Genomic DNA, 16,794 nt, shown 5'->3' on the forward strand with positions numbered 1-16,794 from the left:
TCTTTATAAATTAAGTACGCTTTAATTGTTTTTTAATTTTTTTAATAGCCGATTCAATTGATTTTTCTGGTTCAATAATATTGTATTCTCCCCAAAATTCGGGGTCTGAAAAACCAGAAGTTTCATCAGTTAAAATCGTAGTTGGCCTAATAATGTTTTCTCTTGTTCTGGCGAACTTAGTGTCATTAGTTTTCCAATCTGTTATGGCCATTTCGCTATTTAAGGTGTATATACTATTAAAAAGTTTCCCTTTCCAATTTACTTTAAATGTTAGTAAAATATTACTATAGGCATAATGCCATTTTCCATTTTGTGTTCTATAGTTAACTCTGTAAGTTGCTTGAGTTGGGTAAACATCAACTTTTCTTGGCTTTTTACGAATGTACATACGGCTAGAAAGTTCTCTGTTTTCAACATTTAAACTGTAAACGGCATTTGTAAGAGCTAAGGTTTCAGAATCTATATAGAGTTTGCCATAATATAGAGGAGTAGTAACACCTAATTTTTGTTTAAAGTTTATCACATAAACCATGTTTTTGTTTATTTGTGTAGATGTATCAAAACTAAAATCATATAAATCGATATCTTCTTTATCAAAAATATATTCTGGATATTTTATAATATCAGTATATAAGTTGCTAAAAGGGCCTCCTTGAAGCTTAATAGCTAGCGTATCTAGTTTTGTGTAATCTGTTTTTTTTCTAGATTTTATTAATTCAATTCCATCTCTTTTTACACTGCCATAAGGACTCTTGTGTATTTGTACAACAGCTTCAGATAAAGAAGCATTTTTTTTTCTTTTTTTTATGGTTTCTCTGTAGAAGGCTGTCATTAAAGCATTGTTATTATTGTAATTAGAGCTTTTGTTTTTTAGAGTCTCTTTTAAAAGCGCCTTGGCATCTGTATAAGTGGCAATACTAATAGGAGTTAGTTCTGTTGCAGCTTGTGTTAATTTTATTTTTTGATTACTTTTTAATGTAGAAATTAAGATTTCTTCTTTTTGATAACCTAAACGAGAAATCGTAAGTATGGCATTATTTAGAGTGTTAGGTATTTTTAAAACAAATTCACCATCTGTATTAGAAATGGTACTGATATTTGAGTCTTTAATAACTAAATCTGTAAATATTAATGGGTCATTTGTTTTACTGTCAATTACTTTACCTTTAATTTCAGTAAATGAATCTGTAGTTTGTCCATTTATGTTTAAAATATTACATAAAAAGAACGCGCTAAATACTGTAAGTGTTAAGAATAGCTTGTTTTTCATGACTTATTTAGTTTTATAAAAATTAACGTTTATTAAATTACTAAAAACCAAGCATAAAACATACTGTATTATGTTAATTTTAACTTTAATGTGTTGTTTTGTAGTGTTTTAGTTTTGGGTTTTTAGTGTGTCTATGTAAAGGTTTGATTAATCGAGAGGTAGGTTTGTTGAGGTGTGATGTTTTAAATATGGTTTTCTAACCGTTAAATATAAATGATAATTAAAGGGGGAGTTTTATTTTAATAAAAGTTGTTAATTATACATTATATCGCAATTTTTTACCATCTGGCTATTTTTATTTAACATCGAATTTTAATGAAATATATTACGTTTTTAATAAATCAAAAAACTTGAAGCTAACCAACCTTTTTTTTATTAGTAGTCTTTTTTCTTTTATAGTTTCTAATTCTCAAAGCCTTGTTAAACAAACACTAGCTATTCAAGGGGATTCTCATGCCGTTTATTTTAATAATAAGAGTTTTTATTTAATAGAAAGCATTGGTCAAACTAGTGTTATTAATACTTTTAACGCTAATAGTCATATAGTTAGACAGGGTTTTTTACAACCAGTATCTGCCTCGGTATTCTTTAGCGATTCAAAAGCTTCTTTAAAAGCTACTGTTTTTCCAAATCCATTTTTAAATCAGGTTCAAATTAAATTTAAAGAACCTATTATTGATGTTTTAAACCTTGCTCTTTATGATGTCATAGGTAGAGTAGTTATAAGACAAGAGTATAATCCTATACAGTCTATTCCTTTAGATTTAACAAATTTAAGTAATGGCAGTTATTTTCTTAAAATCAAGATGCGTTCTAAAGTTCTAAGCGCTAAAATTATTAAAAGATAGTATGCAAAAACAATTATTAATTTATGTGTTTTTTTTAATTACAGGTTCAATATTTAGTCAACAACTGTATTTCGAATATGGTGTGACTGTTTCTTCTTTCGATTATCAAAATTCACAATCAGAATCTTTAGATAACTTATTGTCAGAGTCTAATAATTATATAGGAATGGGATATCGGGATAATATTAATGAAGCTAAAACCGTGTTTTTATCAATTGGAGCTACATATAATGGTTATGGAGCCGTAGGTAGCGATAGAACTTTAGATAATTATTTTGAATGGGATGTATCGTACTTGGGCATTAACGCAGGGTTGGATATTAAATTATTTCAATCTCGAGATTTTTCTTTTTATTTAAAAGGAACATTAGGCGAAGAATTTTTAATTAGAGGCAATCAAACTATAAACAATCAGATTTATAATTTGGTAGGTGAAGACGAGTTTAATAATAATCTTTTTTTTGTTAAAGGAAGTTTAGGCATGCAATATCCAATTTCTAGAAATACGGCCATTTATACCAGTTATACTTATGGTAAAACTTTATTATTTAATAGTGGTGAAAGTGAAGAAAAATTAAAATTAAATACGCATCAATTTGGAATAGGATTTATAATTAGTCTGCCAAATTGTAATTGTGACTTTTAAACTAACCAATATCGATATATTATTATGAAACATATTTTACTCAGTTTATTACTTATTCTATTTAGTTTATTTGGCTTTACTCAAACCGATGGTATTTCTTATCAAGCTGTAATTATCGATAATAATCCACAGGAAATCCCAGGAGTGGATATACCTGCTAATAATTTGCCTAATGTAGCGTTAAGTGTGCAATTTTCAATTATTGATAATTCTAATGCTGTTGAATATCAAGAATTACATGATACGACTACAGACCCTTATGGAATGATTAATTTAATGATTGGTCAAGGTAATGCAATTATAGGTGTCTTTAATCAAATTTATTGGAGTGATGAAAAATTTTTAAAAGTTGAAATTAACTTGAACGATGGTAATGGGTTTGTAGAGTTTAGCTATCAAGACTTAACTTATATCCCTTATGTAAAACATAGAGAAATTATTGCTACATCTACCTTAGATGTTGATGGTGCTACTAATTTAAACGATAGTTTTACCGTTAACAATGCAAGTCCTTCTTTATTAACAGGAGATTTAAAAGTAGAAGGTATAGTTAGTTTTGATGGAGGTTTAGACGTAGGTGGTGATACGCAGTTATATGCAGACTTAACAGTTGATGGTATTACAAATTTAAATAGTGAGTTAAATGTTAATAACGGAAGAACTACTAACTTATCTGGAGATTTAAACGTACAGGGAGCTTCTGTATTTCAAGACGGAAATTTTCAAAATATTACTGTGTCGCAAAATTCAAATTTAAATACATTAACCACAAGTGGAAGAAGCAATTTAAATGGGCAGGTTGTTATTGATGTCGATTTGGATGCTAATGGAAGTGATTTAAACTCCGGAGCTCATCCATTAAGAGTAATGGGGAGTCAACAGGGAATCGTAATTGAATTAACAGGGATGTCTGGTAATAATCCAAGTAACAGTAATAACTTTCTATCTTTTAATAATGCTAATAATGTTAGGTACGGTCGTATTGAAGGGCAAACACAAACAGAACTTACAAGTAGTTTTGAATATGTATGGTATAGTGTACAAGAAGGGTTACAATATGCTTTTCAATTAGCAATGATAGTTGTTGATTTAATTGGAGTAGATGATGCTGATGCAGCTGTTGTTGAAGGTATTGAGATGGTTGATATTATTGCTAATTGGGCAGTGATGAATACTCATAGATTTAATAATGTTGGAGTTGCTTTTGAATCTGGCTTTGGAGATTATGCTGAATGGTTAGAAAAAAGTGATGTGAATGAGGTATTTAGTTATGGTGATATTGTTGGTGTAAGTGGAGGGAATATTTCAAAAAATGCTACTAATGCAGATCATTTTATGGTTATTTCTAAAAATCCTATTGTTTTAGGTAATATGCCAGCAAAAGAAAATTCTAAAAACTTTGAAAAAGTAGCCTTTATGGGACAAGTTCCTGTCAAGGTAAAAGGTATTGTAAATATAGGAGATTATATAATTCCATCAGGTTTTAATGACGGATTTGGAGTCGCTATAAACCCTAATGCACTCTCAATTTCCAATTATAACAGTATTGTAGGTGTAGCATGGTCATCATCATCTAATAAAGGTGTCTCTCTTGTTAACTTGGCAGTTGGTATAAACACTAGAGATACTGCTATCATGTTAGAAAAGCAGAATAATGAAATTAACATGTTAAAAAAAGAATTGAATAGTATAGTTAGTTATTTACAAAAAAAAGATACTAGTTTTGAAGGCAAGATATTCGAAGTTAACAAAAGTAAGCCTTTCTTAAATGAAAATATTTCAGAAAAAGAGGCATCTGAAAATGTAGTGATTGCAAAATCTAATTTTGGTAAGTCATTATCTAAGTCACATAAGAGTAAACTTAATAAAGTGATTAAAAACTTAAAAGAGAATCCAGATGTGTTAAATCAAATAATGTTAGACACAAAAGAGTATTTAAATGCTAAAGGGGTAGATTATAAATTATTTGATCAAACTAATAAAATGTTAACAGATAAGACGTATTTTTTAAATTTTTTAAAGTCTTTATCTAACTAGGTTTTTATAGAATTAACGATTTTTTTAGATTTCAAAAATTAGAATAGCTGTATATTTACATTATTAATATAAAACATGCAGTTAAAACATATTCCATTTTCTAAAACAGGATATTTTTCATCATTAATATGTAATTATTTAAATGAAGATTATGAATTGAAGCCGTTTTACAATCGCTTTCCTAATCTTGATAATTTTAAATTTCAGATAGAAGAAAAACAAGCGTCGTTTAAATTACAATCTCGCACTGCTTTATTTGAAGCTTTAACAAACCAATACAAAACCTTAGAAGCTTCAGAATTAACGCTTCAACATATTAAAAGTTTACAATTAGAAAACACTTTTACAGTAACTACAGGGCATCAGCTAAATTTATTTACAGGACCGCTTTATTTTTTATATAAGATTGTATCAACAATAAACTTATCAAATCAATTAAAAGAAAAATACCCTGAATCTAATTTTGTACCTATCTATTGGATGGCTACTGAAGATCATGATTTTGAAGAAATAAATTATTTCAATTTTAAAGGAAAGAAAGTACATTGGAATAAAGATGCTAGTGGCGCGGTAGGAGAGTTAAATACAAACGGATTAGAAGCTGTTTTTAATTTATTATCAAAAGAATTAGGTACCACCAAAAATGCCGAATATTTAAAAAATCTTTTTGAGAAAGCTTATTTAAAACATCAAAATTTAGCAGATGCCACTCGTTTTTTAGCTAATGAATTATTTAAAGACTACGGATTAGTTATTATTGACGCTAATGATAAAGGTTTAAAAAAGCAATTTATTCCTTTTATAGAAGATGAATTATTAAATCAAACATCTTTTAAAAAGGTATCTGAAACCAATAAACAAATTAGTACATTACCTAACGAGCCTTATAGAATTCAAGTAAACCCTAGAGAAATAAATTTATTTTATTTAAAAGAAAATTTAAGAGAGCGCATTGTTTTTGAAGATGGTATTTATAAAGTACTCAATACAGACAAACAATGGAGTAAGAGTGAAATACTAAAACACCTCTATGAGGTGCCGGAAAGGTTTTCACCTAATGTTATTATGCGTCCGTTATATCAAGAAGTTATTTTGCCAAACCTTTGTTATATTGGTGGCGGCGGTGAAATAGCGTATTGGTTTCAATTAAAGCAATTTTTTAATAAAGTGAACGTGTCATTTCCAATCTTGCTTTTGCGGAATTCGGTTTTAATTAAATCAGAGAGTCAATCTAAAAAACTTCAAAATCTAAACATTTCTGATGAAGATGTGTTTTTAAAGCGAGATACTTTTATTAATAAAAAAGTAAGAGAAATATCGAATATAGAAATTGATTTTTCTAAACAAAAAGAAACCTTAGAGAATCAGTTTGAAGCATTGTTTAAACTTGCAGAACAAACTGATAAATCCTTTTTAGGCGCTGTAAAAGCTCAAGAAGTTAAGCAGGTGAAAGGACTCGAAACACTAGAGAAGCGCTTGCTTAAAGCACAAAAAAAGAAATTGTCAGATCAAGTTTTAAGAATGACTGATATTCAAAATGAATTGTTTCCTAATCAAAGTTTACAAGAGCGTAATACAAACTTCTCTGAATTTTATTTAGAATATGGAGACCAATTAATCCCTAAACTTATAGAAACCTTAAAGCCTTTACAAGGCGAATTTATCATAATAACATTATAAAAAAGCAAGTCAATAACTTAAATTGAAACTTGCTTTTTTTTAATTTAATAAATATATAATTTAATTACAATTAGGTTCAACTGATTCTGCTTCACTTGTAGTATGTATAGCATTTTCAATAGTAGTTTTGCCTCTAACTGTTAAATGTATAAAATCAGATCCAATTCTAGTAACTACACCGCCATTAGCGTTGGTAAATAAAAACTGAGTGAATATTTCATCTCCAGTTAATTCTTCTGAGCTATTTATGTATGTGCCTTTAATTCTGTATTTCTGTATATAGGGCATTTCAATCTTACTATATTTTTGAAATGTATCGTACACCAATACAGCATTTCCAGGAGGAACACTTATTTCTCTTGTTCTAGTAACTGTTTGTTGTTTAGTTTCTGATTGACCTGTAAATTGAGTATTTACACTTGTTATAGAAGATTGAGACTCGTAAGATGCTGTTGCTTCTCCACTAACAGTTACACCTTGACCAAAAAAACTAGCTTTAGTTTCTGCTTTTATTGTTAACGATCCTCCGATGGTTTCTGTGGATGTCATGCTAAAGGACTCTTCAAATGAAACGTTAGATGTTTTACTTTCATCTATTAAGATTTCAAAAGATTCTTTTAGTGGGCCGTTGGTACAATTCGTTAATTTGGCATTACTCTGAAAAGAATCAGCATTTCCAGCAGGAGGTAAAATTGGGCTTGTATATATAGCTTCTATTTCTTGAATATCCCAATCTATTTTCGGAGTTAAAATTCTAAAATAAGCGACTTCGTAATCTTGATTTGATGTCGCTATAAGTCGAGTTTTTCCATCAAAAACCTTTTTTCTAATAATGCCTTTTGCTTTTGGAGAAATTTTATAATAATTTGTATTATTATCTCGAACAAATTTAAATCTATGATCAACAGGTAATGCATTTAGGTCTGTGTCTTCAACAAATCTAGATTGATCTTGAAACAAATATGCATCTCTTATTCTCAAGAATAAATGTTTAGAACCAGATGTTACACCACTAATAATTGCAAAATATTCTGGATCATTTGGAATCCTTTTAAATGTAAATTGATGAAGGTTTTTTGAAGGATTATTATCATCAAAATCATAATTATCTCTTAAGTTAACTGGAACACCAAATGTACCCCCGCTGCTATAGTTAACATAGGCAACCAATTTACTTTCATTTTGGTTTTCTTTTACTAATTGAATATAATAAGGAATATCCTCTTTAAAAGTTAAATTATTTCTAATATCGCTTAATGTATTATTATCTAGTTCTTGAGCTTCAGGATTACTCCTAAAGGATAATATTGAAAAACTTTTACTTGCCAGTATATTATCATTTTCATCTAAAATAGAAACATCTATGGGGACACCATCTTTTAATTTGTCTTTATCTGCTTCAGTTAAATCTTTTAAGTCTTCAGGTGTAAGAGATAATTGAGCTAAATTAGTGTCTGGATCAATTGGAATAGTTTGGCTAAAATCCCCTACATCCGTATTTACAGTAATATTTGCATTAGTGGCTTGATGTCCCTTTTTTGCAATCTCTCTAGCACTAAAACTTAAGCCTAAGTCTCCAGCATAGGTATCTAAATCATCTGTAGTTAGTATATCATCTTCTTTTACTAGTTTATCATTTTCATTATTTGGGTTTTTCGTAGGTTCATCTTTACTACAGCTTATCGCAGATACAATAGCCAATAGCAATATGAAAGTTTTAAATACATTGTTTTGTGGTTTCATAATATATTGTTAATAGGTTATTAATACTGTTTTGTGTGACCTTGCGCCTTAAAGGTCTGCAGTCCAGTGTAGCGCAAGACACCACAAAACGGTTCTGTCAAATTAATGACAAAACAAACCTATAGTATAAATATGCTGAATTAAAAAAAGGTGAGTGGACATATAGTGGACACACCAAAATTGTCTATCAGACAAAAAGGGGACATCAAAATATAAGTATCTTACTCTAAAGGTTTAAGATTAAATCTTGAAGAGAATCGTCTGTATTAATATTTAGTTTTTTTCTGAGTCGATAACGTGCCTTTTTGATACCTTCTGGTGAAATATTGAGAATATTTGCGATCTCTTTTGACGAGAGATTCATTTTTAATAAAGACATTAAACGTAATTCATTTGAAGTAACTTCAGGGTATTTTTGTTTTACATTACTATTAAAATCTTTATGGACATCTTGAAAGTATTTGCTGAAATTCTTCCAGTTATTATCATCCTTTAAATCAAAATTTATAGTTCTAATAAGTTGTTGATAACCATTAGAATTATTTTCGGAAGTTTTAAGCTCTTTGGCTTTTTGTCTTAAACCCGCTAATACTTCATTTTTTTTGGCAAGATGTAAAGCATGGGTGGTAAGTTCTTTCTTTTTAAATGCTAATTCAGTGTTCAACTTTAGTTTTTCAAGTTTGTTACGTTTTAATTTCTGTCTTATGCCATAAAACCCAATTAGAGATAAAAAAAAACCTATAGCTAATAATAAACGTTGTAAATTATTGTTTTCTTCTTTGTGCTTTAATAACTCAATTTCTTTGTCTTGAATCAGGATTTGTTGTTCTTTTATTTCTGTTTGATACTTTATCTCTAACTCATTTATTTTATCAATGCTTTCTCTTTTAAAAATACTATCTTTTAATTTAGTCTGATATGATCTATTTATATATGCTTTTCTATAATCTCTCTTTCCAAAATATGCCCTAGATAAATTAAAGTAGACATCTATTAATAAGTGTCTATGCCCTATTTCTTGACCAATTTTTTTAGAATCTTCTAAATACTCTATAGCATCATTGAATTTTTTTTGACGATTACTTATTACACCCAGATTATTTAATGAAACTGCAATTGTTGGTTTATCCTTAACAGCTTTTCCTAAATTTAATGCCTCTTTTAAATAGCGTTTTGCTAACTCAAGACTATCTTTAGAAATATAAAGGCTACCTAGATAATTATAGTTATGTGCTAATGCATTCTTATTTTTTAAAACTTCATATATTTTAGAGCTTTTTTTATAATACTTAAGAGCGTTATCGTAATCTTTTGCTTTTTTATAGCTTAATCCAAAACTACCCCAAACTGATGCTAAACTTGTTGAGTCGTTGCTTTTAGTATATATATCTTCTAGCTTTTTGTTATAAAAATTTGATTTTTCGTAGTTTAATATTTTTCCATATAATGTTACTAAAGACCTATAGCTAAAAGCTTTTTTATTTTCTGCATAACCAAGTTCATCTTGTAGTTTCAAAGATTTCATGACACTCTCAATAGATTTTTCAAATTTGCTAAGCCTTTGTTGAGTTCTACTTATATTATTATAAGCCACAGCAAGTTTTTTTTTGTTCTCTTTTTTGAGGTAAATCGAGACTATTTTTTCATCAAGTTCTTCAAGTTTTTTAAAATCAGATATCCGATAATAATATTCTCCTAAATTGTCGTATAACTTTAAAGTTTTAGATTGTTTAGTTTTGATTTCTTTTAGATTATTAGAAATATAAGTTGCTGAATCCAAATATGTTTTTGATAGATCGGGTTTCTTTCTTAAAGTTTTTTTAAAAATTAAAATGTAAGAGTCAAATTTTAAGCTATCATGTAATGTTGGAATTAACTTTTGTATACTATCAATAACTTTATCACTTTGTGCATTGGAAGTTTGGGTAGTGTAGGCTATTAGAAAGAAAATAAATATTCTAAATGTTAAGTTTATTTTAATAAGTCTTAAAATAAAATATTTCATAATTATTACTAGCTGTTTTTTATAAAATTACTTATTTATTAATAGCAAGCCAAATAGATTTGATAATAGTAATAATGATTAGTGTTTTAAAGTCAATTAATTCATTAGTTAGTGTTAAATTTGTAAGCTTAAAACAATTTTTTAAATTTAATTATAGGTATAATGCACAAAATAGATATTGAATTAGTTGAAATGACTATGGATATTATGAAATATGCAATTAGTAGAATTTCAGAAACTAATCCTAAAATAGGAAAGCCAAAAAAGGAAGAAGAACTTAGAGCACTAGTAGGAGATACTATAACCGAAGATGGTATTGGAGGTGAGTATGCCTTTAAGTTATGGAAAGAGCATTTAATGAAAGCCAATGTTCCTGTAGATCATCCTAGGAATTTAGCCTTTGTACCAGCAGCTCCAACAAGAGCAGCTATTATGTTCGATTTAGTAACATCAGCCTCTAGTATTCATGGAGCATATTGGATGGAAGGTGCAGGCGGTATTTTTTGTGAAAACGAAGCTATGAAATGGATTGTGTCTTTAACAGGCATGCCAGAAGGCGCTTTTGGAGTATTTACTAGTGGTGGTACGGCAGCTAATTTGTCAGCTATGGTTACTGCTCGTGAACATTGGAGAGAAAATGACGAGTTTAAAGGCGAAAAAGGACTGGTTATTACATCTATAGGAGCGCATTCGTCTATAAAGGCCATGGCAAAAGTTATTGATGTCGACGTTTTTTTAGTTGATACAGAAGATGTTTTACATGGTAAAGAATTACAAGGTGCTATAGATTCACTAACAGAACATCAACGGAAACGATTATTTGCTGTTGTAGGTACAGGAGGTACAACCAATGCTGGTATTATTGATGATTTAGAAGGTATTGCAACTATTTGCGAAAAAGAAAATTTATGGTTTCATATTGATGCTGCTTATGGTGGTGGTGCTTTGGCAGCCGGTTCTGTAAGACATTTATTTAATGGTGTTGAAAAAGCAGATAGTATTACTATAGATCCTCATAAATGGATGTTTTCACCATACGATTGCGGTGCTGTTATTTATAAAGAACCAGAATTAGCTAAAAATGCGCATTCACAACAAGGATCTTATTTAGATATTTTTAAAGATGAAGGTGCTCACGGATTTAATCCAACCGATTATCAAATACAATTAACACGACGTGTTAGAGGGTTGCCTTTGTGGTTTTCATTAGCAATGCATGGTACAAATGAATATAAACTAGCTGTAGAACGTGGTCTTGAATTAGCACAAATTGCAGGTAAAATGATTGAAGAAAATCCGCATGTCGAGTTAGTACGAGAACCTAGTTTGTCTTGTGTTTTATATAGAAGAATAGGGTGGAAGCCTGAAGATTATACACATTGGACTTATGAGAATCACAAAAAAGGTTTTGCTTTAGTTACACCAACAAAATGGAAAAACGGCGATGCTTTTGAAACCGTATCGCGCTTTTGTTTTATCAATCCAGACACCACAGAAAAAGACATTGAAATGATTTTAGATTCAATGCAATAAAAATTTATTTAAAAAATTACGAATCCAAATTCGTCAATATAAAATCAATTACTATTTTTGCGCATGCAACACGACAAGGTATTAATTTTAGACTTCGGATCGCAATACACACAACTTATTGCCCGTAGAGTTAGAGAACTCAACATATACTCCGAAATACACCCATTTAACAAAATTCCAACCAATATAGAAAGCTATAAAGCTATTATACTTTCTGGCAGTCCAAACTCTGTAAGAGGCGAAGACGCTTTACATCCAGATTTATCTGAAATTCGAGGAAAAAAACCAATGCTTGCTGTATGTTACGGCGCGCAATATTTAGCTCATTTTTCAGGAGGTAATGTAGCACCGTCTAATACAAGAGAGTACGGGCGTGCTAATTTATCGTTTATAAAAAGTGATGAAGCTTTCTTTTCTAATATAAACGAAGGAAGCCAAGTATGGATGAGTCATAGTGATACTATTAAAGAATTACCAACCAATGGTGTTTTAATAGCAAGTACTAATGATGTTGAAAATGCAGCTTATAAAATAGAAGGAGAAACCACTTATGCTATTCAGTTTCATCCAGAAGTATATCATTCAACAGATGGAAAACAATTATTAGAAAACTTTTTAGTTAAAATAGCAGGTTTACATCAAGATTGGACTCCAGATTCTTTTGTTGAAGAAACCGTAGAAGCCATTCAAGAAAAAGTAGGAAATGACAAAGTTGTACTAGGTTTATCTGGTGGAGTAGATTCTACAGTAGCAGCTGTACTTTTAAATAAAGCTATTGGCAAGAACTTATATTGTATTTTCGTTAATAACGGATTGCTTCGTAAAAACGAATTTCAAAGTGTGTTAAATCAGTACGAAGGCATGGGACTTAACGTAAAAGGCGTTGATGCTTCCGAAAGATTCCTTGCAGCATTAAAAGGTATCGAAGATCCTGAGAAAAAACGTAAAGCTATTGGTAATGCTTTTATTGAAGTTTTTGATGATGAAGCACATAAACTAGAAGACGTAAAATGGTTAGCGCAAGGAACCATTTACCCAGATGTTATTGAGAGTGTTTCTGCCACAGGAGGCCCTTCGGCAACTATTAAAAGTCATCATAATGTTGGTGGATTACCAGATTTTATGAAACTTAAAATTGTTGAGCCGCTTCGTGCTATTTTTAAAGATGAAGTAAGACGTGTTGGGGCAACCTTAGGGATTGATCCAGAACTTTTAGGTCGTCACCCATTTCCAGGACCAGGATTAGGAATTCGTATTTTAGGAGATATTACTGCCGAAAAAGTAACCATGCTTCAAGAAGTTGATGCCATTTTTATTAACGGATTAAAAGAATGGGGCTTGTATGACAAAGTTTGGCAAGCAGGCGCTATGTTACTACCCGTAAATAGTGTTGGTGTTATGGGAGATGAGCGTACTTACGAAAAATGCGTAGCATTAAGAGCTGTAGAAAGTACAGATGGAATGACTGCAGATTGGGTAAACTTACCTTACGAGTTTCTTCAAAAAACATCAAACGATATAATAAATAAAGTAAAAGGCGTTAATAGAGTAGTTTACGATATCAGTTCAAAACCACCTGCAACCATCGAGTGGGAATAAAACATACCGTGACTTTTTAATCTATTTTGGGTCTTATAAAGTATAGTTGTAACAATCAATTTTATTGAAGAATTTTGGGCGTTCCAATATTTACAAACTATATTTATTATTTTAAGTTGACTTATTTATACAAAATGAACGTATATAAATAAGTCAACTTAAAAATATTGGCGGGCTGTTCGTTATATCTTTTATTTTTTTGGCATGCTATATGTATTTAATATAGCGTATAAAAATAAAAGGATGCCACTGCCATCCCTAACGCAATAAAAAAATAATTAGATGATTAAATTTTTTTCCGTTTTATGTTTAGTACTGTTGTTTAGTTTTAATACAGTAAATGCACAAAACTTTAGCACCCACCAAGTTAAAAAAGGAGAAACCATAGAAAGTATCGCAAAGCGTTATTATGTAACACCCATCGATATTTATAGTCTAAACCCAGATGCTAAAAAAGGATTAAAACCAAGTACTGTTTTAATAATTCCTATTTCTAAAGCAAATAAACCTAAAGTAACTATTGTAAAAGAATTACAAGGCTTTAAAAACCATAAAACAAAGAAGAGAGAGACGTTATATAGTTTATCTAAACTTTATAACATAAGTCAAGATGATATAAAAAAGTATAACAAGTTTTTATACGCAAATCCGCTTAGAAAAGGTGATAAGCTTCAAATCCCTGTATTTAAAACAACTGAAGTTGTAGAAGAAAACAAAGCTACCAAAACATATACAGTATTACCTAAAGAAGGGAAGTGGCGTATCGCATATAAGTTTGGTATTACATTGGAAGAACTGGAAACATTAAACCCAGAAATGGGAGTTGTATTAAAAGAAGGACAAGAAATTAATGTGCCAAATCTTGATGAAACTCAAGAAAAAGTAGTAGACGAACAATTTAGCTATTACAAAGTATTGCCTAAAGAAGGCTTTTATAGATTAAAACTTAAATTAGGTTTAGAACAATCTCAGTTAGAAGCATTAAACCCAGAGTTAAAAGAAACAGGTTTAAAAAACGGCATGATTTTAAAAATACCGTATTCTAACCTAGCAAATGGGATTATTGAAGCAGATTCAGGAAGCATTAATTTAACCGATAGTATTTCTGATTTTAGTTCTAAACATATTGCGGTTATGTTGCCTTTTAGATTAAATCGTGTTGATTTTGATTCTTTAGCAGATACTAAACGTAGTATAAAAAAAGACCCTTATTTAAGAGCATCTTTAGATTTTCATTCGGGAGTATTAATTGCTATTGATTCTTTAAAAAAGCTAGGAGTTTCTCTAAAAGTAGATGTATACGATACAAAAAGAGAAGAAAGCGAAGTAGCAAGAATTATAGTAGATAATAATTTTGAAGATGTAAATGCGGTAATAGGTCCTTTAACGCCTCTTAATTTTGAGAAAGTAGCTTCTGAATTACGTCAGTATAATATTCCAGTTGTCTCTCCCATAGGGACAAACTTAAAGTTATATGACAATGTATTTCAATCAAGACCATCTGATGATTTATTAAAAAGTAAGATTATAAATTACGTAAGAAGAGATTCTTTGGTAAAACATGTAATAGCTATTTATGATGGTGAAAATAAAGAAGTAGCAAATGGTATTAAACGCGAATTTAATTTTGCTACTTTAATAGAGTCTAAAAAAGATAAAGAAACAGGAAAAGACAAGTATTATGTTTCTGTTGATGCAATAAAAAATGCACTAAAACCCGGAGAGAATATTGTGTTTTTAGAAACAAAAAATGCTGGTTTTGTGTCCAATGTTACAAGCGTTTTAGCGTCTTTAATTCAAAAAGAAAATACAGAAGAAAATCAACCAGCTATTGATATTGTATTAGTTACTACTAACAAAAATAGAGCATTTGAAGATGATGAAGTTTCAAATGAAAATTTATCAAAATTACAGTTTCATTTTGTAAGTACAACAAAGGCTTATAATGAAACTGAGAATAACTTTTTTGTAAACAACTACAGTCGTTTATATAATATTACACCTAACAAGTGGGCTGTAAAAGGTTTCGATTTAACAATGGATGTTGTATTGCGTTTGGTGTCTTCAGAAGATTTATATGTATCAGTAAACAACGCGCCTCTTACAGAATACGTTGAGAATAAATTTGCTTACAAAAAGAAAATGTTTGGCGGGTATTATAATGATACCGTTTATTTAGTTAAATATGACGATTTAGCTATTGTTGAGGTAAAACAATAATTGTGATTCCAGACAAACAATTTCTTATAACCTTGGCGCATACTAAAATGCCCTTTGGTAAATATAAAGATAGGTACTTAATAGATTTACCAGAGTATTATGTGGTTTGGTACAATCAAAAAGGCTTTCCTAAAGGAAAATTAGGCGATATGCTTAAGCAAGTGTACGAGCTTAAATTAAATGGCTTAGAAGATTTAATTAGAAATATAAAAAAACAGTACCCTAAATAATTTGTTTTAAAGGCTTATTGTATAGTCCTTGAAAAATAATTTTAGCAATGGTGTCATCAACTATATCTCTGTATTTTGTGCCAGAACAAGCACCTTGAGATATGAAATCTACCCATATTACTGTATCATCTATATAGTCTAAATTTATATAAGGTTTGCCTTCAGAAACCTGACTTAAAAATAGAAATTTAGAATTTGGATTTACCTGCTTAATATATGAAACTAAGGGTTTGAAGCTTTCTAGTGATTGATTAACTGGTTGGTCAATTTTCTTATCAAAACCATTACTCCAATCTAACCGTTTTTCGGGTTCTTTTATAATTGTTATAACAAATACACTGTGTTTTTGTGTTTCTAAAACAAGTTTTAATCTGTTAACTGCTCTTTCATAATAATTATAATCCTCATCCGATTTTAAAGGGCTCCTATGGTTGAACATTTTTGAGTGGTAAAATTGATGTCCAGCCTTATTTTGGGTTACTTGAAAAATTTGATCTTTATCTAAAAATAATTTGAAATCATCTTTTAATGCATGTAAAATAATTTCGGGAGAAGAGAATATCCAGTCAAATGGATAAGAAGCATTTTTATTAGATGTTTTTTTTAAATATGTTGAAGTAGTACAGTTTTCTCCAAATGAAATGTTTTCATGTATTTTATTGCCTAGCCAAACATTAATTTTATTACTAATTGTATTAGCCTTAACTATTAAATCTTGCTCTGTGTTAGATAGAGGTTTTCTTTTTAACTTGTTTTTACTGTTAACAACTTTTTTAAATATTTTCAAAGATTGATTTGTTTAATGAATTGCAATATAAATAAAATTTAAAGTTTCTTTAAATATAAAACGACTAGAGTTTTTAGATTTGTAAATTTTATATAAAGTTAAAGTCATGTATTGAGTATAATTAAATTTTAGGCTTTTTCATTGTTAAAAACTAACTATAAATAACTAAAAACTTATTCAAGAATAACTGTTTTAA

At 29.6% G+C, this 16,794-nt stretch carries 12 protein-coding genes; 8 read left to right on the forward strand and 4 right to left on the reverse strand.

Annotation, left to right across the window (positions count from 1 at the left end):
• Positions 1–10: 10 nt before the first annotated feature.
• Entirely contained in the window at positions 11–1,270 is a 1,260-nt protein-coding gene (locus tag ACH5TW_RS04910) for a carboxypeptidase-like regulatory domain-containing protein (RefSeq protein ID WP_439335375.1), read from the reverse strand.
• A 350-nt stretch (positions 1,271–1,620) separates the two neighbouring features.
• Between ACH5TW_RS04910 and ACH5TW_RS04915 the strand changes: the two genes are divergently transcribed.
• From ACH5TW_RS04915 to bshC, 4 genes are all read left to right on the forward strand, one after another.
• Positions 1,621–2,118, forward strand: a complete 498-nt coding sequence (locus tag ACH5TW_RS04915) for a T9SS type A sorting domain-containing protein (RefSeq protein WP_439335376.1) — start codon at positions 1,621–1,623, stop codon at positions 2,116–2,118.
• 1 nt (position 2,119) lies between these two features.
• Positions 2,120–2,764: an outer membrane beta-barrel protein gene (locus ACH5TW_RS04920; RefSeq protein ID WP_439335377.1), complete on the forward strand. Its 645-nt coding sequence runs from the start codon at positions 2,120–2,122 to the stop codon at positions 2,762–2,764.
• Between the two features lie 24 nt (positions 2,765–2,788).
• Positions 2,789–4,801 (forward strand): hypothetical protein, encoded by a 2,013-nt coding sequence (locus ACH5TW_RS04925; RefSeq protein ID WP_439335378.1) that lies wholly within the window; start codon positions 2,789–2,791, stop codon positions 4,799–4,801.
• A 75-nt stretch (positions 4,802–4,876) separates the two neighbouring features.
• Positions 4,877–6,481: a bacillithiol biosynthesis cysteine-adding enzyme BshC gene (gene bshC, locus ACH5TW_RS04930; RefSeq protein WP_439335379.1), complete on the forward strand. Its 1,605-nt coding sequence runs from the start codon at positions 4,877–4,879 to the stop codon at positions 6,479–6,481.
• A gap of 60 nt (positions 6,482–6,541) precedes the next feature.
• Here the strand turns inward: bshC and ACH5TW_RS04935 are convergent, their stop codons facing one another.
• Entirely contained in the window at positions 6,542–8,224 is a 1,683-nt protein-coding gene (locus ACH5TW_RS04935) for a hypothetical protein (RefSeq protein WP_439335380.1), read from the reverse strand.
• A 226-nt stretch (positions 8,225–8,450) separates the two neighbouring features.
• Positions 8,451–10,229, reverse strand: a complete 1,779-nt coding sequence (locus ACH5TW_RS04940) for a tetratricopeptide repeat protein (protein WP_439335381.1) — start codon at positions 10,227–10,229, stop codon at positions 8,451–8,453.
• Between the two features lie 162 nt (positions 10,230–10,391).
• Here ACH5TW_RS04940 and ACH5TW_RS04945 point away from each other — a divergent pair, with 162 nt between their 5' ends.
• The 4 genes from ACH5TW_RS04945 (at position 10,392) to ACH5TW_RS04960 (ending at position 15,811) form a co-directional block, all read left to right on the forward strand.
• Complete coding sequence (locus ACH5TW_RS04945; protein WP_439335382.1) at positions 10,392–11,762, forward strand: pyridoxal phosphate-dependent decarboxylase family protein; 1,371 nt, start codon at positions 10,392–10,394, stop codon at positions 11,760–11,762.
• A gap of 63 nt (positions 11,763–11,825) precedes the next feature.
• A complete protein-coding gene (guaA, locus tag ACH5TW_RS04950) occupies positions 11,826–13,361 on the forward strand; it encodes a glutamine-hydrolyzing GMP synthase (RefSeq protein WP_439335383.1) in 1,536 nt (511 codons plus the stop codon).
• A 282-nt stretch (positions 13,362–13,643) separates the two neighbouring features.
• A complete protein-coding gene (locus ACH5TW_RS04955; protein ID WP_439335384.1) occupies positions 13,644–15,581 on the forward strand; it encodes a LysM peptidoglycan-binding domain-containing protein in 1,938 nt (645 codons plus the stop codon).
• Between the two features lie 2 nt (positions 15,582–15,583).
• Complete coding sequence (locus ACH5TW_RS04960) at positions 15,584–15,811, forward strand: DUF3820 family protein (protein WP_439335385.1); 228 nt, start codon at positions 15,584–15,586, stop codon at positions 15,809–15,811.
• Here the strand turns inward: ACH5TW_RS04960 and ACH5TW_RS04965 are convergent.
• Positions 15,804–16,598 (reverse strand): DUF1796 family putative cysteine peptidase, encoded by a 795-nt coding sequence (locus ACH5TW_RS04965; protein WP_439335386.1) that lies wholly within the window; start codon positions 16,596–16,598, stop codon positions 15,804–15,806. The genes ACH5TW_RS04960 and ACH5TW_RS04965 overlap by 8 nt on opposite strands.
• Positions 16,599–16,794: the final 196 nt, after the last annotated feature.

It is taken from the genome of Thalassobellus sediminis, from assembly GCF_044386045.1.
GTDB lineage: Bacteria > Bacteroidota > Bacteroidia > Flavobacteriales > Flavobacteriaceae > Thalassobellus > Thalassobellus sediminis.